This window comes from Pseudomonas sp. ITEM 17296 (assembly GCF_028895205.1).
GTDB classification, from domain to species: Bacteria; Pseudomonadota; Gammaproteobacteria; order Pseudomonadales; family Pseudomonadaceae; genus Aquipseudomonas; species Aquipseudomonas kermanshahensis.
Window position 1 is genome coordinate 13,215 of the sequence record NZ_WJRS01000005.1, and the last position, 20,300, is coordinate 33,514.

Here is a 20,300-nt window from a genome sequence, read left to right on the forward strand (position 1 = left end):
CCACCCGAACTGTGTAGCCTCCCAGTTAAGCGCCGTACCTGTGGGAGCTGGCTTGCCGGCGATGGGTCGCAAAGCGACCCCTATACAGGCAACCCCCTACAGCGCCCGATACTGCATCTTGAACCCCAAGCTCATCGCCTCACCCTGCTGCAACAACCGCAACCCTGGCCGCCCTGGCAGGTGATGCGCGTTGATCGGGTGGCTGACCGGCTCGAAGCAGAAAAACGCCTTGCCCGGTGGGCAGAACAACAGAAAGTGTTCACACCCACTGGCCGTGCATTCCAGGGCATAGCCTGCGCTGGGCTGTTCGATCACGCAGCTGCCAGGCCAACCACCGAACGCATGATCGACCACCCTGGTCGGCAACCCGGCCGGGGTGTCGAAGCACCAGTCATCAGGCAGCTCAGCCGGGTACGAAGGCAGCCGCCCCTCTTCTGCCAGCCACACATGCTGCGCCATAGCGCTTAGCCGGGTGTCCGGATAGCGCGGGAAGTAGGGGTGCAGCCCCAGCCCATACCAGGTGGCCGTTTCATCCAGGTGGGTTACATGCAAGTCGAGGTTCAGGCACCCGTCGAGCAGGTGCACATCCAGCGTCGCCCGGTAGGCAAAGGGCAACTGGCTGTCGAGCGTCAGCCGGGCACGGCGTTCACTGTGGTGGTCCACCTGCCAGGCCTGCTGCCAGGCGGTGCCATGAATCGGGTAGGGGTCGTGTGCGGTGTTGGGCGCCAACGCCAGCCAACCCTCGGGGCGCTCGAAACCCCCTTGGGCAATCCGGTTGGACCAAGGCGCCAGTGGGTAGCACGCCAGTTGCCGCGGCGTGCCGCTGGCCAGCGCGTCTTGGTCAGAGTGGCGCAGCAGCGCCTGCCCGGTCGCTTTCACTTCCCAGTTGATCAGGCTGGCGCCCAGGTCCGGCGCCAGGCTCAGGCGGGTCAGGTGGTCTTGCAGGTGCAGTTCGGTGACAGCCATCAGCGGCTCCTTTCAGAATGTTTGCTCAGCTCGCCCGGCGATAGGTCAGCAGCACGATGCCGCACACCACCACGGCACCGCCGATCAGTTGCAAGGTACTCAGGCGCTGATCCAGCAACGCCCAGCCCAGCAGCAAAGTGGCGATCGGTTCGATGTTCATCACCGGCGCGTTCTGCGCCATGTTCAGCCGGGGCACACAGACAAACAGCAGGGTGAAGGCCACGCCATACAGCACCACCAGGCTGGCCAAGGCCGCCCAGCCGCTGCTGCTGGCAGGCAGCGACAGCCCGGAAGGCATCACGCCGCTTGCGCCTGCCACCAGCATGCTGGAGAACACGATCAGCAAGGTCAGCAGGCTGCGTACCGGGCCGCGCACGGCGGCCAGTTTGTGATCGGTGATCCACAGCGCGCAGGCGAAGGCGCACGCGGCGCAGAAGGCCAGGCTGACGCCCAGGGCCCAGTGCGGGTTGGCGTCGGCGCTGTCGGCCAGCCGCGCCGGTACATCCAGCGCCAGCACCAGGCCGCAGAGGATCAGGCCCATGAACAGCACGGTGCGGCCAGTCGGGCGTGCACCGCCCAACGCCCACGTGAGCAGCGCCAGCAACATCGGGAAGGTATTGCCCACCAGCAGCGCGAGTGCCACCGGGATGCGCGCCACCGCCGAATACAGGCACAGGCTCTGCGTGGCGATCAGCAGGCCAAGCAGCAATTGCCAGCGCCGTGTGCCGGTCGGCAGGCCCACTGCCTGGCGTTGCCACAGGAGCAGGCAGGCCAGGACCAGAAAGGTGATGCCGGAGCGGCAGAGAATCGCCAGCAGCACGCCGGTGCCGTCATCGAAGGCGATGCGTGCGGCAACGTGGTTGGCGGCGAACGAGCAGGCCAGCAGCGCCAGTAGCGCCAGCGCCAGCTTGCGAGGAAAGAGGGGAGTGGCAGAGGAGGGAACAGCCATGTGCAGGATCCATTTGCAAAAGAGGATGGGGCCGCAAGCGGCCCCATTTGGCTTTACAGCACCACGCTGGGCAGCCAGAGCGAGATGGCAGGGATGTAGGTCACGGCCATCAATACCAGGAACAACGCCAGGTAGAAGGGCAGCAGCGCCTTCACCGTCGACTCGATGCTCACCTTGCCGACGGCCGAACCGACGAACAGCACCGCGCCCACCGGCGGTGTGATCAGGCCGATACCCAGGTTCACCAACATGATCATGCCGAAGTGCACCGGGTCTACGCCGATGCCCGTGATCACCGGCAGCAGGATCGGGGTCAGGATCAGGATCAGCGGCGCCATGTCCATCACCGTGCCCAACAGCAGCAGCATGAAGTTGATGCACATGAGGATCACGTAGCGGTTATCCGACAGGGTCAGGAACGCCGTGGTGATTTTCGAGGGGATCTGCATCAGCGTCATCACGTAGCCGAAGCTTGCGGCAAAGCCGATCAGGATCATCACGATCGAGATGGTGCGTACCGTGCGGTGCATCAACTTGGGCAGGTCACGCCACTTGTAGTCGCGGTAGATGAACATGGTCACGAAGAACGACCAGACCACGGCCACGGCGGCCGACTCGGTCGCGGTGAATACGCCCGACAGGATACCGCCGAGGATGATGACCATCGCCATCAGCCCCCACAGTGCCTCGCCAGCGATTTTCAGCGCCTGGCGCAGCGGGATCACTTCGCCTTTGGGGTAGTTGCGCTTTTTCGCGAAGATCAGGCACAGGCCCATCATCACCGCGCTCAGCAACAGCCCAGGCATCACCCCAGCCATGAACAGCGAAGCGATCGACACCGTGCCCCCCGCAGCCAGCGAGTACAGCACCGAGTTGTGGCTGGGCGGGGTCAGCAGCGCCTGCACCGAGCCACTGACGGTCACGGCGGTGGAGAATTCACGCGGGTAGCCTTTGCGCTCCATCTCTGGGATCAGCACCGAGCCCACCGACGCGGTGTCGGCCACCGACGAGCCGGAAATCGCGCCAAAGAACGTCGAGGCCATGATGTTGACCAGCGACAACCCGCCCCGCACGAAGCCCACCAGTACCCCGGCGAACGCCACCAGCCGCCTGGACATGCCGCCCTCGGCCATGATCGCGCCAGCCAGTACGAAAAACGGAATCGCCAGCAACGAAAACTTGTTAACCCCACTGGCCACCTGGATCATCATCGCCTGCAGCGGGATATCGATCCACCAGGCGCCGATAAGCGCAGACAGGCCCAAGGCGTAAGCCACCGGCATGCCGATCAGGATCAGCGCGATGAAACTGCCCAACAGAATGAACGCATCCATTTACGCAGCTCCTTCGCTTTCTTCAGCCAGGTCGAAACGCACCACCTTGCGGTTGCTTTGGTCGCCCAGCAGGAGTTTTTCCACGACAAAGATCAGCGTCAGCACGCCCCCCACCGGGATCGGCGCGTAAGTCATGCCCACGCGTATGCCTGGCAGGGAAGCCAGCGACTGGTTCCAGGTGGTGATGCACAGCTTGGTGCCGTAATAGGTCATGAACACGCACACCACGATCATCAGCAGTTGCACCAGCAGTGAAACCAGCTGGCGCTGCAGGGCGGGCAGGCGGTCGGTGATCATCGCCACCGCCATGTGCGCGCCCGCCCGGTAGCTGGCGGCGGCGCCGACGAAAGTGAACACAACCATCAGCAAGATCGCGACCGGCTCAGGCCAGCTGGAACCGGTGCCCAGCACGTAGCGGGCGAAGATGCCCCACGGAATGATCAGCGTCATGGTCAGGATCGACAGGCCCGCAATCCAGATGCAGCCGCGGTACAGCGTGTCGTTCACGCTCAGGAAAAGCGATTTCATAGGCATCACCAAAGCGACAGGGCGGCGGCTGCCGCACTGTCGAGGTCGTCTTGGAAGGGGCCGGTATTACTGGACGGCGTCGATACGCTTCATCAGGTCGGCGTACGGTGCGCCGTACTTCTCGCGGACCGATGCGGTGGCGTCGAAGAACGGCTTTTTGTCGACGGTGATGAACTCGACACCGGCCGCCTTAAGCTTCTCTTCGCTGGCTGCGGACTTGGCGTCCCACAGCGCACGCTCTTCCATCTGCGCTTCACGCGCGACTTTCTTCACCAGTGCCTGCTGGTCTGCGGTGAGCTTGTTCCAGGTGGTCTTGGACATCACCACCGGCTCAGGCAGGATCAGGTGGCCAGTGAGGGTGTAGTACTTGGCGCTCTGGAAGTGGTTGTGCTCGAGCAGCGTCGGCGGGTTGTTCTCGGCGCCGTCGATCACGCCGGTCTGCAGGGCGCTGAAGATTTCGCCAGTGTCCATGGCAATGCCGTTGCCGCCCATGGCGTTCATCATGTCAATGAACAGTGGGTTGCCCTGCACGCGGATCTTCATACCCTTGAGGTCTTCAAGGCTGCGCACCGGTTTTTTCGTGTAGATGCTGCGCGAGCCGCCATCCATCCAGGCCAGGGCCACCAGGTTGAATTCGGAGTTGGTGATCTTGTCGAGGATCTCCTGGCCGATGTCGCCGTCGATGATCTTGCGCATGTGTTCATGGTCACGGAACACGAACGGCATGTTGAACACGTTCACGTCCGGCACCACCGGGCCGACGATCCCCAGGCTGACGCGGGTCATCTGCACGGCACCAATCTGTGCCTGCTCGATCACTTCCTTCTCGGAGCCGAGCACCCCACCGGCGAACATCTTGAAGGTGATCTCGCCATTGCTGGCGGCTTCGAGCTTTTTGCCCATGTTCTGTTCGGCGACCACGGTCGGGTAGCCGGCCGGGTGAATCTCGGCGAACTTGATGTCCAGCGCGGAGGCCGGCATCGACAGGCTGAAGGCGAAGGGGAGTACGGCAAGGAGCAGCTTGCGTTTGAAGGTCATGGTGAAACTCCGTGGTTTTTATTATCCGGTTTCGTGTGTGCAAGTGTGTGGCAGAGCGGGTGTTCAGCCCCGGTAGGCAGGCTCCTCCAGGCCTTTGACGCCGAGCTCGAAGGCAAATACCCCACCGGCCAGCGGCTGGTCGGAGAGGTCAATGCCCGCAGGGCGGATCGACGTGACGAACAGGGTGTCCAGGTTGGCGCCACCAAAGGCGCACATGGCCGGTTTTTTCACCGGCACATTGAGCGAGCGGTCCAGGCGGCCATCGGGGGTGAAGCGGTGGATCTGGCCGGCGTCGTTGCCGCAGATCCAGTAGCAGCCGTCCTGGTCGATGGCGGCGCCGTCGGGGCGGCCAGGGTAGGCATGCATGTCGACGAACAACCGCTTGTTGTGGGGCGTACCGCTGTCGATGTCGTAGTCGAACACCCAGATTTTCTGCACGTTGGGGTGCGAGTCCGACAGGTACATGCGCGTGCCGTCGGGGCTGAAGGCCAGGCCATTGGGCACGATCATGCCGTCCTGCTGCAGGTGCAGGTGCCCTTCGCCGTCATGCCGGTACAGCGCCCCGACATGGGCACCCTGCGGCATGTCCATCAACATGGTGCCGGCCCAGAAGCGGCCCTGGCGGTCGCAGCGCCCATCGTTGAAGCGCATGCCGCCCTTGGCATGTTCAACGGTGCTGAGCAGGCGGCTGTCGAGGCTGCCGTCGGCCTTGGGTTCGAGGTGGAAGATGCCGCTTTCCATCCCTGCGACCCACCCCTGTTCGGTGCGGGCGATGCAGGCGAGCATTTCGTCACCTTGCCACGCCTGCTGGGCCCCATTGGGCTGCCAGCGGTGCAGTGTGCGGGCAGGGATGTCGACCCAGTACAGGGCCTGTTCGGTAGGGTGCCACACAGGGCTTTCGCCGGTACCGTTGCGGGCGTCGACGATCAGTTCGCAGTTCATGGCCGTGCCTCCTGGCGCGCGGGGGTCAGTTGAACGGTCCGGCCACGGCGAAAGCGCCGCCCTGATAGACCATGCTCGGGTCATCGGCGGCGGGCGCCGGTTGGGCTTCGACGGCCTCGCGGAACACCTCGGAGGTGTCTTTAGGCGCATAGCCCAGGTGCGCGGCATGGCGGTTGTCCCACCACACGGTGCGGTTGTCGGAGGCGCCATAGACGATGGTGTGGCCGACATCGGGCGTGAACAGCCCGCGCTCGATCAGCTGAACCAGGTCGTCGTAGCTCAGCCAGGTGCAGAGCATCCGCGGGTTCTGCGGTTGCGGGAACGACGAGCCAATACGAATGCTCACGGTCTCGATGCCATAGCGATCGAAGTAGAAGCTGGCGACATCTTCGCCGTAGCATTTGGACAGCCCGTAGTAGCTGTCGGGGCGGCGCGGGGAGTGGGCGTCGATGCGCTCGTCCTGGCGGTAGAAACCGATGGTGTGGTTGGAGCTGGCGAAGATGATGCGCTTGACGCCATGCTTGCGCGCCGCCTCGTAGACGTGGAACACGCCGCAGATGTTGGGGCCGAGGATGTCTTCGAAGGAATGCTCGGTGGACACGCCACCGAAGTGGATGATGGCGTCTACGCCTTCGACCAGGGCGTGGACCGCTGCCTTGTCGGCGAGGTCGCAAGCCACCACCTCTTCATGCGGGCCCGCGGCAGGTGCCATCGGGCTGATATCGGAAAGGCGCAGGACCTCGGCGTAGCCTTGCAGGCGTTCGCGAAGGACCTTGCCCAGGCCGCCTGCGGCTCCGGTGAGCAGCAGGCGATTGAGGGGAGTTGGGGTCATGGCCGGCTCGTTGTTAGCTGTTGTAGGTTGTCGTATGACTATGTGAATTATTGGCAGTGGGGTTGGCTGTTGTCAATGAGCCGTGTGTGGGTTTTACCGGCTTACGCAATCCACTGTAGGAGCGGCCTTGTGTCGCGAAAGGGCTGCGCAGCGGCCCCAAACCTGCGCAGCCCTTACCATTGCTGGGCCGCTGCGCGCCCCTTTCGCGACACAAGGCCGCTCCTACACGGAGCGCGCTAGCCTCTTGTTACAACAGCGACAACGGATAGTTGAAGATCAACCGGTTCTCATCAAACTCGTTGTTGCTGTAATCCCGGCGAATGCTCGAGTTCCGCCACTTCACACTCAAATCCTTGAACGCCCCGCTCTGGATCACATACGCAAGCTCGGTTTCCCGCACCCACTCCTTGCCATAGGTAACCGCACCGGTGTGCACATCCTGCCCGCTGATATAACGGTTCATCAGCGTCAAACCCGGCACCCCGACGGTGACGAAGTTGAAGTCATGCCGCACCTGCCACGAGCGTTCGTTGGCATTGTCGAAACTGGAGTTGTAGCTATCGTTGGCCAGCGTCCCGCCACTGGTGCCATTGACCCGCATCCAGGTATCGCCATCGACTTTTTGCAGCCCAACCCAGAAGGTGTTGCCGCCATACTTGGCCGAGAACATCCCCGAGTAGGTCTTGTTGTCCAGCTGCCCGGCACGCTCGGAGCCGTCTTCATCGCCATGGAAGTAGCCCAGGTTGGCGCCCAGGGTCCAGTCACCCACTGGCTGGCTGTGGCTCAGTTGCAGGTATTGCTGCTGGTAGACGTCCTTGAGCACTGCATTCCACAGCCCGACCAGCGTGCGGTCCTGGTTGAACTTGTATTCGCCGCCGACGAAGTTGAAGCGATCGGAAAGCGCCCCGCCATAGCTCATGTCTTCCATGCTCGCGTCATTGCGCGGGCTGTTGCCACGGAACTGCCCGCCATACAGCGTCAGCCCGGCGATCTCGTTGGAGGTGACCTGCCCCCCGCGGAACGTCTGCGGCAGCGAACGGCCGTCGTCGGAGCGCAGGATCGGCAGCACCGGCATCCATTCGCCGATCTTAAGCTCGGTCTTCGAGATCCGCGCCTTGCCCGCCACCGCCAGGCGCCCAAAGTCATCGGCTGGGCGCCCGTCGTCGTGGCGCGGCAGCAGCCCGGTGCCGTAGGTGCCGCCACCGCCATCAAGCTTCACCGACCACATGCCCAGCACATCCACACCGAACCCCACCGGCCCCTCGGTAAAGCCCGAGCGGGCATCGAGGATGAAGCTCTGCGTCCATTCCTCGGCCTTGCTTTGCGGGTTGCTGGGGTTGGTGAAGTTGCGGTTGATGTAGAAGTTGCGCAGGCCGAGCGTGGCCTTGGCATCCTCGACAAAGCCCGCCGCCAGCGTGGTACCCGGCAGGCTGCCGAGCATGCCGACGCCGAGTAGGGCAAAGGGAAGGGTTTGGCAGATTCTCATTATTGTTGTGCTCCACAAAAGGGTGTGGCGGCCCGTCCACCGTGCACGCGCAAGCGGCCAGCGGTAGGGGCGGGTAGGTAACGGGCCGGTCACGGCCAGGGAGGGTGAAACGGGCTTACGGCCCTAGGTGGCCGCGGGTGACGAAATCGGGAAAGGTGCAACGCGGGGGTATAGCGCGATTGAAGTCGACATGGCGATCGTCCACTGATTGTTGTTTTTGTTATGCGTTGTCGTACAACTGTGGCGATTTTTATCAAGTGGTGGTGGGGATGTCAACGCTTTGTGGTGTGATGAGGGTGTTTGGAGGCTTGGGTTTTTGGTGAATACGGAAAGCTGAGGCCTCTATTCCGGGGGCAAGGGATTTTTCTGGAGGTACTATGACTGAGGGCTTGAGTGCTTCAGTGCCTGTGAGATCGAGCGCCGCCCCCGCGGCGCTTCGCAGCACAAGGCTGCTCCTACATCCGTTTCGGGCCAGTCACGCCTGTGAAGGCGGCGCGCGACCGCCTTGTTTGTCCGGCTCAATATCGCGCCATGCGCCAGGGGGCCGCGCGCCAATGCCCCAGGAATAACTGGCCCGAAACAGATGTAGGAGCAGCCTTGTGCTGCGAAGCGCCGCGCGGGCGGCGCTCGATCTCACAGGCGCAGAAGCACTCAGGGCAGACTTCTGTGAACCCAGAGCAGCGCCTTGAATGCGGCTGGGAGCTCACTATTCCAACCCCGCAAACACCTTCGCCAGCTTCCCCACCGCTACACGCATCTCGCCAGGCGTCAGCGCCGCGAACCCCATCAACAGGCCCGCATCATTCCTCGGCGATGCATACAAACTGCCGAGCCCCAACAGGTCGATCCCCGCCGCATGCGCCGCCCTCACTACCGCATCTTCCGGCATGTCCTGCACGAAGTGGCAGGGCATCTGCAGCCCCCCGGCCGGAATGCTTGGCGTCAGAAACGCCCCCAAATGTTTGTGCACAAGCTCGGCCAGCATGTCCCGGCGCGCGGCATACAGCGCCCGCATGCTCCGCACATGCGCTGTGTAGTGCCCGCCCTCCATGAACCGCGCCAGGGTCAGCTGGGCAATGGAGGCCGTATGCCCATCCTGCAGCGTGCGTGCATTGGTCATCGGCGCGACGAGAGCAGGTGGCAACAGCAAGTAGCCGATGCGCAGCCCGGCGAACAGCGACTTGGTGAACGTGCCGATGTACAGCGTGCATTCATGCGGGTCCAGGCCCTGCACGCAGGCGGTCGGCCGGCCCTCGTAGTGGAACTCGCTGTCGTAGTCGTCTTCGATGATCCAGGCGCGCTGCTGCCTTGCCCACTCGATGGCCTGGAGGCGCCTGTCCAGCGACAACGTCGCGCCGGTGGGATATTGATGGGACGGCGTCAGAAACACCGCCCTGGCATTGGCGGCCAACCGCGCCATGCGTTCCACCTGCAGGCCGTTTTCATCCACTGGCACGGGCACGCCTTCGAGGCCTGCTGCCGCGACGGCTTTGCGCGTGCCTTGGTAGAGCGGGTCTTCGACCAGTACCTGATCGCCTGCATCCATGAGCACCTGCGCGCATAGGCTAAGCGCCTGCTGCGAGCTGGTGAGGATCAGCACCCGGTCGGCAGACGCCTGCGCGCCCCGTTCGAGGTTAAGGTAGTCAGCGATCGCGCTGCGCAGGCAGGCGATGCCCTGTGGCGCACTGTGCTCCAATGCCTGGGTGCCAAATTCCTTGTACACCTGGCGCTCCAGCCTTTCCCAGATCGCCAGGGGGAAGTGCCGGGTCTCGGCTACCCCCGGTGCAAACGGGCGCGGCCCTTGGAAATTATTCACGCCCCCGCTCTGCAGCACGGCCATCGCCCGGCGGCTTAGTTGAGGTGGCTCATCGCAGCGCGTTTCGCGTTTTTGCTGTCGCCGTGGCAGATGCTGAGCGCGTTGCGAGACGAAGCTTCCGCTGCCCACCCGACGCTCGATGAAGCCCTCTGCATGCAACTGGCTGTAAGCCGCCTCCACGGTATCCCGCGAGACGCCCAGCGACTGGGCCAATGGGCGTGAAGCCGGCAGCGATTTACCGACCGGCAGCGCGCCATCAAGGATCAATTGGCGAATCGCCCGCTGGATCCGCACATGCAACGGCAACGCGCCATGGGCCGGGTCGCTCATCCAGGCTTTGACCGATTGCAGTTGTGCGTGTTTGAACATTGGTCTGGTTCGCTTGCGAAAAGTGGTGGGGCTATTCAGGCCATTCTATCGCTATAAATGCATCTGTTTTCAGACCATTCCCACATTGAAAGGGGTCCACGATGACAGTTGCACCAGCATTGATGTCAGTCCGCGAGTTGAAGCAGACCGATTTCCCTCAATGGTCCGCCTATTGGGACCAGTACCAGGCGTTCTACAAAGTAGCGCTGAGCCAGGCCACCACCGAGCTGACCTGGGCCCGGTTTTTCGACCCGGCAGAGCCCGTGCACTGCGCCGTCGCCACGGACGGTGAGCGCATCCTCGGTTTCGTCCATTTTGTGTTCCATCGCTCGACTTGGGGGCGTAACGACTTCTGCTATCTGGAAGACCTGTACGTTTGCCCAAGCGCGCGAGGGAGGCAGGTTGGCAAGCAGTTGATCGAGTACGTTCAGGGCCAGGCGCGGGAGAAACAGTGCGATCGGTTGTACTGGCATACCCAGGAAACCAACCAGACTGCACAGCGGCTGTACGACTGGATTGCTGAAAAGCCGGGGGTAATCGAGTACCGTATGGCTTGTTAGCACGCAAAAAAAAGGCTGCCCATTGGCAGCCTTCTCGATGCTCAGCCCGGACAATCAGTCCCAGCTCAACGCCCCACCAGTCTGATACTCGATCACGCGGGTCTCAAAGAAGTTCTTCTCCTTCTTCAAGTCCATGATCTCGCTCATCCACGGGAACGGGTTGGTGGTGCCTGGGTACTCTTCCTTCAGGCCAATCTGGGTCAGGCGACGGTTGGCGATGAACTTGAGGTAGTCCTCCATCATCGCTGCGTTCATGCCCAGTACACCGCGCGGCATGGTGTCGCGGGCGTATTCGATCTCCAGCTGGGTCCCTTGCAGGATCATCTGGGTCGCTTCTTCTTTCATCGAGGCATCCCACAGGTGCGGGTTCTCGATCTTGATCTGGTTGATCACGTCGATACCGAAGTTCAGGTGCATCGACTCGTCACGCAGGATGTACTGGAACTGCTCGGCAACGCCGGTCATCTTGTTGCGGCGGCCCATCGACAGGATCTGGGTGAAGCCGCAGTAGAAGAAGATGCCTTCCAGCACGCAGTAGTAGGCGATCAGGTTGCGCAGCAGCTCTTTGTCGGTTTCCGGGGTGCCGGTGTTGAATTCCGGGTCGGAGATGGCGCGGGTGTACTTCAGGCCCCAGGCGGCTTTCTTCGCGACCGACGGGATCTCGTGGTACATGTTGAAGATCTCGCCTTCATCCATGCCCAGCGACTCGATGCAGTACTGGTAGGCGTGGGTGTGGATTGCCTCTTCGAAGGCCTGGCGCAGGATGTACTGGCGGCACTCCGGGTTGGTGATCAGGCGGTACACGGCCAGGGCCAGGTTGTTGGCAACCAGGGAGTCGGCGGTGGAGAAGAAGCCGAGGTTGCGCATGACGATGCGGCGCTCGTCTTCGGTCAGGCCGTCCTGGCTCTTCCACAGGGCGATGTCGGCGGTCATGTTGACCTCTTGCGGCATCCAGTGGTTGGCGCAGCCGTCGAGGTACTTCTGCCAGGCCCAGTCGTACTTGAATGGCACCAGCTGGTTGAGGTCGGCGCGGCAGTTGATCATGCGCTTTTCATCGACCGCAACGCGGGCGGCAGAGCCTTCCAGCTCGGCCAGGCCTTCGGCAACGTCGAGGGCGTCAAGGGCAGCCTTGGCGCGTTTTACGGCTTCGGAGTCAGAAGCGGTAGCGGCACGGGCTTCCAGGGCGGCGGCACCGCCGGCGCTGTCGAGCTTGTCGAGCGTGGCAGCGGCGTTGGCCTGCGCAGGGGTGTTGCCTTTGGCGGCTACTTCGCCGTCTTCCTTGTCGAATTCGTCCCAGCTCAGCATGGTTTGGCTCCTGCTTGAGGGTCGCCCTCAGGCAACCGGTTGGATTTTAAGAATGTGATGCCTGACGCAAGGCCGTTACGGCGAATGGACAGCTCGAGAGGCTGACTCTCGTTACATCTGGATGTGCTTGTGCCTGGCCAGGCCTCACCGAGGGGCCAGGGACTTGAAAGGTGCCCTTTTCAGAGGGGGCGCAGTATACCGGAATTCGCCTTCGATCGGGGTGCGAGTCTGGCCGGCGAGGGTAACTTTTTCGACCGGTCTGGCGCGCATCCGTTCACCAAGGGTGTGCCGTTCGTTCGGGCAAGAGTGTAGCCGCTAAACGAAGGTTTGGCACTATATGTTGTGGTTTTTTGTTTGTTAAGCACTGTATATGGGGTTTGCGCGTCATGTAGGAGCAGCCTTGTGCTGCGAAGAGGCCGGCGCATGCACAGCACATTTCGCTGGCATAACCGGCCTCTTCGCAGCACAAGGCTGCTCCTACACAGAGCGTGTTAGCTGCACTGCTTGCGCAGGGTCTCGACCACATGTGTCTTGGGGTGCTTGCGTGCTTCTTCGACCGAGGTGAAGCGGCCGGTTTCAGCATTGCGACCAATTTTGCGAGTTGCCACTTTTTTCCGCGCCATGGGGTACGTCCTTTTTTTGAGAGGTCCTGCTCTTTTACCGAGCCGCGCGAGCGGTGGGCAAAGGGCAAGGCTTCTCTGGAACGCGGATACAAAAATGCCGCAAGGGGCACCCGTGGGCACCCCTTGCGGCATCAGGCCTTACTGGCAGGCTTCGCAGTCAGGCTCGTCGATCGCACACGCCTTTGGCACAGGTGCCGGGCCGGCGGCCTGAACCGGGGCGCTGTCGCCGCCGCTGGAAACGGCGTTGAGCTTGCCGGTGTTGATGGTCGACTTCTCGGTGCTGGTCGCAGCCAGGGCACGGAGGTAGTAGGTGGTTTTCAGGCCACGGTACCAGGCCATGCGGTAGGTCACGTCCAGCTTCTTGCCCGAAGCGCCAGCGATGTACAGGTTCAGCGACTGAGCCTGGTCGATCCACTTCTGGCGACGCGATGCAGCATCGACGATCCACTTGGTCTCGACTTCGAACGCGGTGGCGTACAGGTCTTTCAGCTCTTGCGGGATACGCTCGATCTGCTGCACCGAACCGTCGTAGTACTTCAGGTCGTTGATCATTACCGAGTCCCACAGCCCGCGGGCTTTCAGGTCGCGAACCAGGTACGGGTTGATCACGGTGAATTCGCCCGACAGGTTCGATTTCACATACAGGTTCTGGTAGGTCGGCTCGATGGACTGCGACACGCCAGTGATGTTGGCGATGGTCGCGGTCGGCGCGATGGCCATGATGTTCGAGTTACGAATACCTTTTTGTACGCGAGCACGCACCGGCGCCCAGTCCAAGGTCTCGTTCAGGTCGACGTCGATGTACTTCTGGCCACGGGCCTCGATCAGGATCTGTTGCGAATCCAGCGGCAGGATGCCTTTGGACCACAGCGAACCCTGGAAGGTCTCGTAGGCGCCACGCTCGTCGGCCAGGTCGCAGGACGCCTGGATCGCGAAGTAGCTGACCGCTTCCATCGACTTGTCGGCGAACTCGACCGCAGCGTCGGAACCGTAGGCGATGTGCTGCAGGTACAGTGCGTCCTGGAAGCCCATGATGCCCAGGCCAACAGGGCGGTGCTTGAGGTTCGAGTTACGCGCTTGCGGCACCGAGTAGTAGTTGATGTCGATCACGTTGTCGAGCATGCGCACGGCCGTGTTCACGGTGCGTTGCAGTTTGGCGGTGTCCAGCTTGCCATCGACAATGTGGTTCGGCAGGTTGATCGAGCCCAGGTTGCAGACCGCGATCTCGTCCTTGTTGGTGTTCAGGGTGATCTCGGTGCACAGGTTCGAGCTGTGGACCACGCCCACGTGCTGCTGCGGCGAACGCAGGTTGCACGGGTCCTTGAAGGTCAGCCATGGGTGGCCGGTCTCGAACAGCATCGACAGCATCTTGCGCCACAGGTCTTTGGCCTGGATGGTCTTGAACACCTTGATCTTGTTGTACTCGGTCAGGGCTTCGTAGTACTCGTAGCGCTCTTCGAAGGCCTTGCCGGTCAGGTCGTGCAGATCAGGCACTTCCGAGGGCGAGAACAGGGTCCACTTGCCGTCATCGAAGACGCGCTTCATGAACAGGTCAGGGATCCAGTTGGCGGTGTTCATGTCGTGGGTACGACGACGATCATCACCGGTGTTCTTGCGCAGCTCGATGAATTCTTCGATGTCCAGGTGCCAGGTTTCCAGGTAGGCACAGACAGCGCCCTTGCGCTTGCCGCCCTGGTTGACCGCAACGGCGGTGTCGTTGACCACTTTCAGGAAGGGTACGACGCCCTGGGATTTACCGTTGGTGCCCTTGATGTAGGAGCCCAGTGCACGCACAGGGGTCCAGTCGTTGCCCAGGCCACCGGCGAATTTCGACAGCATGGCGTTGTCGTGGATCGCGTGATAGATGCCCGACAGGTCGTCCGGCACGGTGGTCAGGTAGCAGCTGGACAGCTGCGGGCGCAGGGTACCGGCGTTGAACAGGGTCGGGGTCGAGGCCATGTAGTCGAAGGACGACAACAGGTTGTAGAACTCGATCGCACGGGCTTCTTTTTCTTTCTCTTCCAGCGCCAGGCCCATGGCCACACGCATGAAGAATACCTGTGGCAGCTCGAAGCGCACGCCATCCTTGTGGATGAAGTAGCGGTCGTACAGGGTCTGCAGGCCCAGGTAGGTGAACTGCTGGTCGCGCTCGTGGTTGATCGCCTTGCCCAGTTTTTCCAGGTCGAAGTCGGCCAGGGCCGGGTTCAGCAGCTCGAACTCGATGCCTTTGGCGACGTAGGCTGGCAGCGCCTTGGCGTACAGCTCGGCCATCTCGTGGTGGGTAGCGCTGTCGGCAACGCTGAGGAAGCCCAGGCCTTCGGCACGCAGGGTGTCCATCAGCAGGCGGGCGGTGACGAACGAGTAGTTCGGCTCGCGCTCGACCAAGGTACGGGCGGTCATCACCAGGGCGGTGTTGACGTCCTTGATGGCCACGCCGTCGTACAGGTTCTTCAGGGTTTCGCGCTGGATCAGGTCGCCATCGACTTCGGCCAGGCCTTCGCAGGCTTCGCTGATGATGGTGTTCAGGCGCGCCATGTCCAGCGGCGCCAGGCTGCCGTCGGCCAAGGTGATGCGGATGCTTGGGTGCGGCTCGACCACGGCGTCGGTGTTGGCGCGGGTGGCGCGCTCTTTTGCACGCTGATCGCGGTAGATCACGTAGTCGCGGGCGACTTTCTGCTCACCGGCACGCATCAGGGCCAGTTCGACCTGGTCCTGGATTTCTTCGATGTGGATGGTGCCACCCGATGGCATGCGACGCTTGAACGTGGCAGTGACCTGCTCGGTCAGGCGCGCGACGGTGTCGTGGATACGCGACGAGGCGGCGGCGGTGCCGCCTTCAACTGCGAGGAACGCCTTGGTGATGGCCACGGTGATCTTGTCGTCGGTGTAGGGGACGACAGTGCCGTTGCGCTTGATCACGCGCAGTTGGCCGGGGGCGGTGGCAGCCAGATCCTGGTTGGAATCGGCGGCCTGCGGCACCTGGGCCTGCGGGTTCTCGCGAGTTGTGTCGGTTTGCATGGGTGGGTGTCTCCACAGTTTCTATATTGTACAGGCGCCTTTTGGGCGCCCACCGTTCCGTCCACTTGCTCGATCACCCGTGCGGGGATGCGTCATGCGCGCGCATCCGCCCGCTCGGGCGTACCGACTTCGGGACAGACTCAGGAATAAGGGGCAATAGCTTGCCGCTCCCTGGCCGAAGTCAAAGGTTTTGGGCAGTACCCAAAAGCTGTTGCAGTTCAGTAGTCCGCTGGAGCGGTATGGCTGGTCAAATCACCTGAAGTTCAACCGGAAAATCGAATAATTTGCCGGGTTGACTTTTGTGTGTGATTTTGCACGAACCCCAACATGTAGTGGTTCGCTGCGATCGGGATACAAGATAATGCGGTATCAGGGTCTTTGCAAGGCGAGCGCCTGTGGATAAGTTGTGCGTACTTTGTGGGTATGGCCTGTAGGCCTTGTGCCAAGTGGTTTGCAGTATTTTTCTTCAGCGCGCTGCCCCAAGGCAGAATTTTGAGGGCGCGAACCCTACCACAAAAAACGGTTCAGTCCAGTGGCGAGTGTGGCACTGCAGGTCGGTTGGCAGTGCTCAGGGCGGAACGTAGTATCGACGATAGAAAAACAACAATTGAAAGGCAAAGGCCATGGACCAACCCACCCCCCGCATCCTCATCGTCGAAGACGACCAGCGCCTGGCCGAGCTCACGGCCGAATACCTCCAGGCCAACGGCTTCGAGGTGGCCGTCGAGGGCGATGGCGGCCGCGCGGTGCGACGCATTGTCGACAGCCAGCCTGACCTGGTGATTCTCGACCTCATGCTCCCCGGTGAAGACGGCCTGAGCATCTGCCGCCGGGTGCGCGGCCAATATGCTGGCCCGATCCTCATGCTCACCGCCCGCAGCGACGAACTCGACCAAGTGCAGGGCTTGGACCTGGGCGCCGACGACTATGTGTGCAAGCCCGTGCGCCCGCGCGTGTTGCTGGCGCGTATCCAGGCCCTGCTGCGGCGCAGCGAAGCGCCCGAAAGCAAGCGCCTGGACCTGGCCTTCGGCCCGCTGCGCATCGACAACCGCCTGCGCGAAGCGCGGCTGGGCGAGCAACTGATAGACCTGACCGGCGCCGAATTCGACCTGCTCTGGCTGCTGGCCAGCAACGCCGGCCGGGTTTTGTCGCGCGAGCAGATCTTCACCGCCCTGCGCGGTGTTGGTTACGACGGCCAGGACCGCTCCATCGATGTGCGCATTTCCAAGATCCGCCCCAAGATCGGTGACGACCCGATCCACCCACGCCTGATCAAGACCCTGCGCAGCAAGGGGTACCTGTTCGTCGGCGAGGCGCCATGAACAACTCGATCTTTCTGCGCATCTATGGCGGCATGCTCGCCGTGCTGGTGCTGGTGGCGCTGCTCGGGGTACTCAGCCTGCACCTGGTCAACGAAGTGCGCGCCGCCCAGCACCGCGAGGGCCTGGCCCAAGGCACCTTCAGCCTGATGGCCGACAACCTGGCCGTGCAGAACGAAACCGAACGCAAGCGCTCATTGCTGATGTGGGAGCGCTTGCTTGGGGTGCCGTTGGCGCTGCAGCCGATGTCGGCGCGCACCCTTGACGGTGGCCAGCGGGCCCGGTTGTATCGCGGCCTGGTGGTAGTCGAGAAGACCGGCCCGCACGCCGCCCAGGTGCTGCGCAAGGTCGGCCGCGAGGATGTACTGCTGGTGGCCCAGATCAAGCAGGTCAGCGAGCAGTTGGCCCGGGCCACGCTTTACCTGTTGGCGGACGAGCTGGTGCGTTACCCGGTGACCGAGCAGCAGCAGCGCCTTGCGCAACTCAAGCAGAGCAAGGGGTTTGGTTTCGACATCGCCCTGCAACGGCTGGAGCGGGTCGGCTTGGATGACGACCAGCGGCGGCGGGTAGAGGAGGGCGATACCGTCATGGCCCTGGGCAAGGATGGCGATTCGATCCGGGTGTTCTCCGGGCTCTCGGGGTCACCCTGGGTGCTGGAAATCGGCCCGTTGCATCAGCTCAACCCGTACCCGCCGCAGTTGCTGATCCTGATTGCCTTTCTCGGGCTGTGCCTGATCGGGCTGGTGGTGTATTTGCTGGTGCGCCAGCTGGAGCGGCGTGTGTCGGGCCTGGAGATTGCGGCCACGCGTATTGCCCAGGGCAGCCTGGACACCCGTGTGCCGGCCGGTGACGCCGATTCGGTCGGGCGCCTGGCTGCAGCATTCAATGGCATGGCCGAGCACCTGCAGCGCTCGTTGACCATGCAGCGCGAGCTGGTGCGGGCGGTGTCCCACGAGCTGCGCACACCGGTGGCGCGCCTGCGCTTTGGCCTGGAGATGATCGAGACCGCGAGTACCGACCAAGCCCGCGCCAAGCACCTGGCCGGCATGGATGGCGACATCCAGGACCTGGACAAACTGGTCGACGAGATGCTGACTTACGCGCGCCTTGAGCAAGGTGCGCCGGCGCTGAAATTCCAGCGGGTCGACCTCGATGCCTTGTTTGACCGGGTGATCGAGGAACTGGCGCCGCTGCGGGCCGGCATCAAGGTGGTGCGCGGTGCTTGCCAAGGGGCTGAAACCGATGGGGCCTGGGTCGAGGCCGAGCCGCGCTACCTGCACCGGGCGCTGCAGAACCTGGTGAGCAACGCCATGCGCCATGCCGAGGGCGAAGTTCGGCTGAGTTACCAACTGGGGCAGCAACGCTGCAGGGTCGATGTGGAAGATGACGGGCCAGGCATCCCGGAGGGCGTCTGGGACCGCATCTTCACGCCTTTCACCCGGCTCGACGACAGCCGCACCCGGGCTTCTGGTGGGCATGGGTTGGGCCTGTCGATCGTTCGGCGGATCATCTACTGGCACGCTGGCAGGGCCACGGTAGGGCGCAGCGAGGCGCTGGGCGGCGCCTGCTTCAGCCTCAACTGGCCGCGTGCACAGGCGCCCCAGTAAAGGTCAGACGCTGATCAGGCTCAGCAGGTGGCCGTCCTGAAGGCAGAACTGGCCCTGCAGTTCACTGCCGCGTTGCCATTCGGGTGACAGGTCGGTGAGCAAGCGCAGGCGGGCCAAACCCTCGGTGGACCACTCCAGCACTTCGGCGTGCTCGAAATAGAAACGCTGGCGAGTCAGCGGGTAGAGGGTCTTGAACAGGCTTTCTTTGAGCGAAAAGGTCAGCGTCACTGTCAGGCCGAGCTGGCGGCGGTCCAGGCGCTCAAGTTCGGCGGGGGTGAGGATTTCCGCCATCAGGCGCTCGGCACGTTCGTCATCGAGCAGCGACTCCTGATCCAGGCCCAGCCCGCGGCAGCTGCCTTGGCCCGCGACAACGGCGGCGGCCCATCCCTTGCCATGGGTGATCGAGCCGTGGATACCGGCCGGCCAGATGGGCGAGCGGTCTTCATGGGTGCCCGGCACAAAGTCGCGGCCATCCAGGCGTTGCAAGGCGGCGCGGGCGCAGACACGGCCGGCCAGGTACTCGGCCTGGCGCTTGGCCACCGAGCGTTGCAGGCTGGCGCTTTGTGCAATGCCGGCACGCTGGAAGTCGTCGGCAGCCAGGTGGGCCGGGTCGAAGGCACAGCTGACCAACACTGCACCCGGCAACGGGCGGGGCAGGGGCCAGTGGTGCTGAAGTGGGGAGCAGCAGGTGGGAAGTGTGTTCATGGGGGCTATTGTGCCAGCCGCGACGCCTGTGTGGGAGCGGCCTTGCGTCGCGATGGGCCGCAAAGCGGCCCCGGCGATCGTTACTTGAACACCTTCTTGAAAAATGCCTGCATATCCGCCCATGAGCTTTCATCGGCTGCCTTGTTGTAACCAATGTCCGGCCCACCGTGCTCGCCATGGCTCAAACGGTCGGCGTCCGGGTTGGTGAAGCCATGCTTGGCCCCGGGGATGCTGACGAATTTGTAGTTGACCTTGGCCGCGTCCATTTCCGCCTTGAACGCATCGACCTGTTGTTCGGTGACCATGCTGTCCGCCGCGCCGTGCTCGACCAGTATGTCGGCCCTGACCACGCCCGGCTTGGCTGGCGTCTGGGTGGCCAGCGCGCCATGGAAACTCACCACGCCATCGAGTTTTTCTCCCCGGCGCGCCGCATCGAGCACCACCTTGCCACCGAAGCAGTAACCCACTGCGCCCAGTTGGTGCTTGTTGACGTTCGGCTGCTTTTTCAGCAACTCCAGGCCAGCGTCGAAGCGCGCGGCCGCGGCAGCCGGGTCTTTCATCGCTTCGGCCATGAACGCCTGAGCATCCTGCGGATGCTCGGTGTGCTTGCCATCGCCGTACATGTCGATCGCCAGCGCTTTGTAGCCCAAGGCTGCCAGGTCGCGGGCGCGGCGCTTGGCGTAGTCGTTCAGGCCCCACCACTCATGCACCACCACGATGCCCGGGCGTTTGTCGTCCAGTGCATCGTCATAGGCGTAGTAGCCGACATAGCGCTTGCCATCGTCGTCCTGGTAGGGGATCTCGCGGGTCACTACCGCCGCCTGGGCGAGGGCGGCGCTGCACATCAAGGTCAGGGCCAGCAGGGCGCGCATGTTTACTACTCCTTGTCTTGCAGACAGTTCG

Annotated in this window: 17 protein-coding genes; 3 read left to right on the plus strand and 14 right to left on the minus strand. The window is 62.9% G+C overall.

Annotated features, from left to right (window positions below; genetic code table 11):
- Nucleotides 1-96: 96 nt before the first annotated feature.
- The 9 genes from GIB19_RS07600 to pdxR all read right to left on the minus strand — a co-directional run bounded on the left by GIB19_RS07600 (nt 97) and on the right by pdxR (nt 10,260).
- Complete coding sequence (locus tag GIB19_RS07600) at nt 97-966, minus strand: aldose 1-epimerase (RefSeq protein WP_099430228.1); 870 nt, start codon at nt 964-966, stop codon at nt 97-99.
- 25 nt (nt 967-991) lie between these two features.
- Entirely contained in the window at nt 992-1,915 is a 924-nt protein-coding gene (locus GIB19_RS07605; protein ID WP_099430227.1) for an EamA family transporter, read from the minus strand.
- Nucleotides 1,916-1,968: 53 nt separating this feature from the next.
- A complete protein-coding gene (locus GIB19_RS07610) occupies nt 1,969-3,249 on the minus strand; it encodes a TRAP transporter large permease (RefSeq protein ID WP_027594707.1) in 1,281 nt (426 codons plus the stop codon).
- The gene (locus tag GIB19_RS07615) at nt 3,250-3,777 is read right to left on the minus strand and encodes a TRAP transporter small permease (protein ID WP_027594706.1); all 528 of its coding nucleotides are present in this window, start codon (nt 3,775-3,777) and stop codon (nt 3,250-3,252) included.
- A gap of 66 nt (nt 3,778-3,843) precedes the next feature.
- Nucleotides 3,844-4,815 carry a TRAP transporter substrate-binding protein gene (locus tag GIB19_RS07620; protein WP_027594705.1) on the minus strand — a complete coding sequence of 324 codons (972 nt, stop codon included), beginning with the start codon at nt 4,813-4,815 and terminating at the stop codon, nt 3,844-3,846.
- Nucleotides 4,816-4,878: 63 nt separating this feature from the next.
- Nucleotides 4,879-5,757 carry a glucurono-1,5-lactonase gene (locus tag GIB19_RS07625; protein ID WP_274885114.1) on the minus strand — a complete coding sequence of 293 codons (879 nt, stop codon included), beginning with the start codon at nt 5,755-5,757 and terminating at the stop codon, nt 4,879-4,881.
- A 25-nt stretch (nt 5,758-5,782) separates the two neighbouring features.
- Nucleotides 5,783-6,589: an NAD-dependent epimerase/dehydratase family protein gene (locus tag GIB19_RS07630; RefSeq protein WP_027594703.1), complete on the minus strand. Its 807-nt coding sequence runs from the start codon at nt 6,587-6,589 to the stop codon at nt 5,783-5,785.
- Between the two features lie 247 nt (nt 6,590-6,836).
- Nucleotides 6,837-8,075, minus strand: a complete 1,239-nt coding sequence (locus GIB19_RS07635; RefSeq protein ID WP_274885116.1) for an OprD family porin — start codon at nt 8,073-8,075, stop codon at nt 6,837-6,839.
- A 706-nt stretch (nt 8,076-8,781) separates the two neighbouring features.
- Nucleotides 8,782-10,260, minus strand: coding sequence for a MocR-like pyridoxine biosynthesis transcription factor PdxR (gene pdxR, locus GIB19_RS07640; protein WP_274885117.1), 1,479 nt, complete (start codon nt 10,258-10,260; stop codon nt 8,782-8,784).
- Nucleotides 10,261-10,361: 101 nt separating this feature from the next.
- Here pdxR and GIB19_RS07645 point away from each other — a divergent pair, with 101 nt between their 5' ends.
- Nucleotides 10,362-10,820: a GNAT family N-acetyltransferase gene (locus GIB19_RS07645; RefSeq protein ID WP_274885118.1), complete on the plus strand. Its 459-nt coding sequence runs from the start codon at nt 10,362-10,364 to the stop codon at nt 10,818-10,820.
- Nucleotides 10,821-10,874: 54 nt separating this feature from the next.
- Here GIB19_RS07645 and GIB19_RS07650 read toward each other — a convergent pair whose 3' ends face one another.
- The 3 genes from GIB19_RS07650 to GIB19_RS07660 all read right to left on the minus strand — a co-directional run bounded on the left by GIB19_RS07650 (nt 10,875) and on the right by GIB19_RS07660 (nt 15,766).
- Nucleotides 10,875-12,125, minus strand: a complete 1,251-nt coding sequence (locus GIB19_RS07650) for a ribonucleotide-diphosphate reductase subunit beta (RefSeq protein WP_027594698.1) — start codon at nt 12,123-12,125, stop codon at nt 10,875-10,877.
- 491 nt (nt 12,126-12,616) lie between these two features.
- Nucleotides 12,617-12,748: a hypothetical protein gene (locus GIB19_RS07655; protein WP_256208043.1), complete on the minus strand. Its 132-nt coding sequence runs from the start codon at nt 12,746-12,748 to the stop codon at nt 12,617-12,619.
- Between the two features lie 138 nt (nt 12,749-12,886).
- Nucleotides 12,887-15,766: a ribonucleoside-diphosphate reductase subunit alpha gene (locus GIB19_RS07660; RefSeq protein WP_027594697.1), complete on the minus strand. Its 2,880-nt coding sequence runs from the start codon at nt 15,764-15,766 to the stop codon at nt 12,887-12,889.
- A 623-nt stretch (nt 15,767-16,389) separates the two neighbouring features.
- On the opposite strand from GIB19_RS07660, the gene GIB19_RS07665 reads away from it, so the two are divergent.
- Both GIB19_RS07665 and GIB19_RS07670 read left to right on the plus strand, forming a co-directional pair.
- Nucleotides 16,390-17,088 (plus strand): response regulator transcription factor, encoded by a 699-nt coding sequence (locus tag GIB19_RS07665; RefSeq protein ID WP_099455097.1) that lies wholly within the window; start codon nt 16,390-16,392, stop codon nt 17,086-17,088.
- Nucleotides 17,085-18,692, plus strand: a complete 1,608-nt coding sequence (locus tag GIB19_RS07670) for an ATP-binding protein (protein ID WP_027594695.1) — start codon at nt 17,085-17,087, stop codon at nt 18,690-18,692. Before GIB19_RS07665 ends, GIB19_RS07670 begins: the two co-directional genes overlap by 4 nt.
- 3 nt (nt 18,693-18,695) lie before the next feature.
- On the opposite strand, the gene GIB19_RS07675 is transcribed toward GIB19_RS07670, so the two are convergent.
- Both GIB19_RS07675 and GIB19_RS07680 read right to left on the minus strand, forming a co-directional pair.
- Complete coding sequence (locus GIB19_RS07675) at nt 18,696-19,397, minus strand: 4'-phosphopantetheinyl transferase family protein (protein ID WP_274885119.1); 702 nt, start codon at nt 19,395-19,397, stop codon at nt 18,696-18,698.
- Between the two features lie 80 nt (nt 19,398-19,477).
- Complete coding sequence (locus tag GIB19_RS07680) at nt 19,478-20,269, minus strand: dienelactone hydrolase family protein (protein ID WP_274885120.1); 792 nt, start codon at nt 20,267-20,269, stop codon at nt 19,478-19,480.
- Nucleotides 20,270-20,300: the final 31 nt, after the last annotated feature.

Excerpts from the sequence above, each read along its gene's own strand:
- GIB19_RS07600 (WP_099430228.1), bottom strand. The coding sequence starts at position 966 with ATGGCTGTCACCGAACTGCACCTGCAAGACCACCTGACCCGCCTGAGC.
- GIB19_RS07605 (WP_099430227.1), bottom strand. The coding sequence starts at position 1,915 with ATGGCTGTTCCCTCCTCTGCCACTCCCCTCTTTCCTCGCAAGCTGGCG.
- GIB19_RS07610 (WP_027594707.1), bottom strand. The coding sequence starts at position 3,249 with ATGGATGCGTTCATTCTGTTGGGCAGTTTCATCGCGCTGATCCTGATC.
- GIB19_RS07615 (WP_027594706.1), bottom strand. The coding sequence starts at position 3,777 with ATGAAATCGCTTTTCCTGAGCGTGAACGACACGCTGTACCGCGGCTGC.
- GIB19_RS07620 (WP_027594705.1), bottom strand. The coding sequence starts at position 4,815 with ATGACCTTCAAACGCAAGCTGCTCCTTGCCGTACTCCCCTTCGCCTTC.
- GIB19_RS07625 (WP_274885114.1), bottom strand. The coding sequence starts at position 5,757 with ATGAACTGCGAACTGATCGTCGACGCCCGCAACGGTACCGGCGAAAGC.
- GIB19_RS07630 (WP_027594703.1), bottom strand. The coding sequence starts at position 6,589 with ATGACCCCAACTCCCCTCAATCGCCTGCTGCTCACCGGAGCCGCAGGC.
- GIB19_RS07635 (WP_274885116.1), bottom strand. The coding sequence starts at position 8,075 with ATGAGAATCTGCCAAACCCTTCCCTTTGCCCTACTCGGCGTCGGCATG.
- pdxR (WP_274885117.1), bottom strand. The coding sequence starts at position 10,260 with ATGTTCAAACACGCACAACTGCAATCGGTCAAAGCCTGGATGAGCGAC.
- GIB19_RS07645 (WP_274885118.1), top strand. The coding sequence starts at position 10,362 with ATGACAGTTGCACCAGCATTGATGTCAGTCCGCGAGTTGAAGCAGACC.
- GIB19_RS07650 (WP_027594698.1), bottom strand. The coding sequence starts at position 12,125 with ATGCTGAGCTGGGACGAATTCGACAAGGAAGACGGCGAAGTAGCCGCC.
- GIB19_RS07655 (WP_256208043.1), bottom strand. The coding sequence starts at position 12,748 with ATGGCGCGGAAAAAAGTGGCAACTCGCAAAATTGGTCGCAATGCTGAA.
- GIB19_RS07660 (WP_027594697.1), bottom strand. The coding sequence starts at position 15,766 with ATGCAAACCGACACAACTCGCGAGAACCCGCAGGCCCAGGTGCCGCAG.
- GIB19_RS07665 (WP_099455097.1), top strand. The coding sequence starts at position 16,390 with ATGGACCAACCCACCCCCCGCATCCTCATCGTCGAAGACGACCAGCGC.
- GIB19_RS07670 (WP_027594695.1), top strand. The coding sequence starts at position 17,085 with ATGAACAACTCGATCTTTCTGCGCATCTATGGCGGCATGCTCGCCGTG.
- GIB19_RS07675 (WP_274885119.1), bottom strand. The coding sequence starts at position 19,397 with ATGAACACACTTCCCACCTGCTGCTCCCCACTTCAGCACCACTGGCCC.
- GIB19_RS07680 (WP_274885120.1), bottom strand. The coding sequence starts at position 20,269 with ATGCGCGCCCTGCTGGCCCTGACCTTGATGTGCAGCGCCGCCCTCGCC.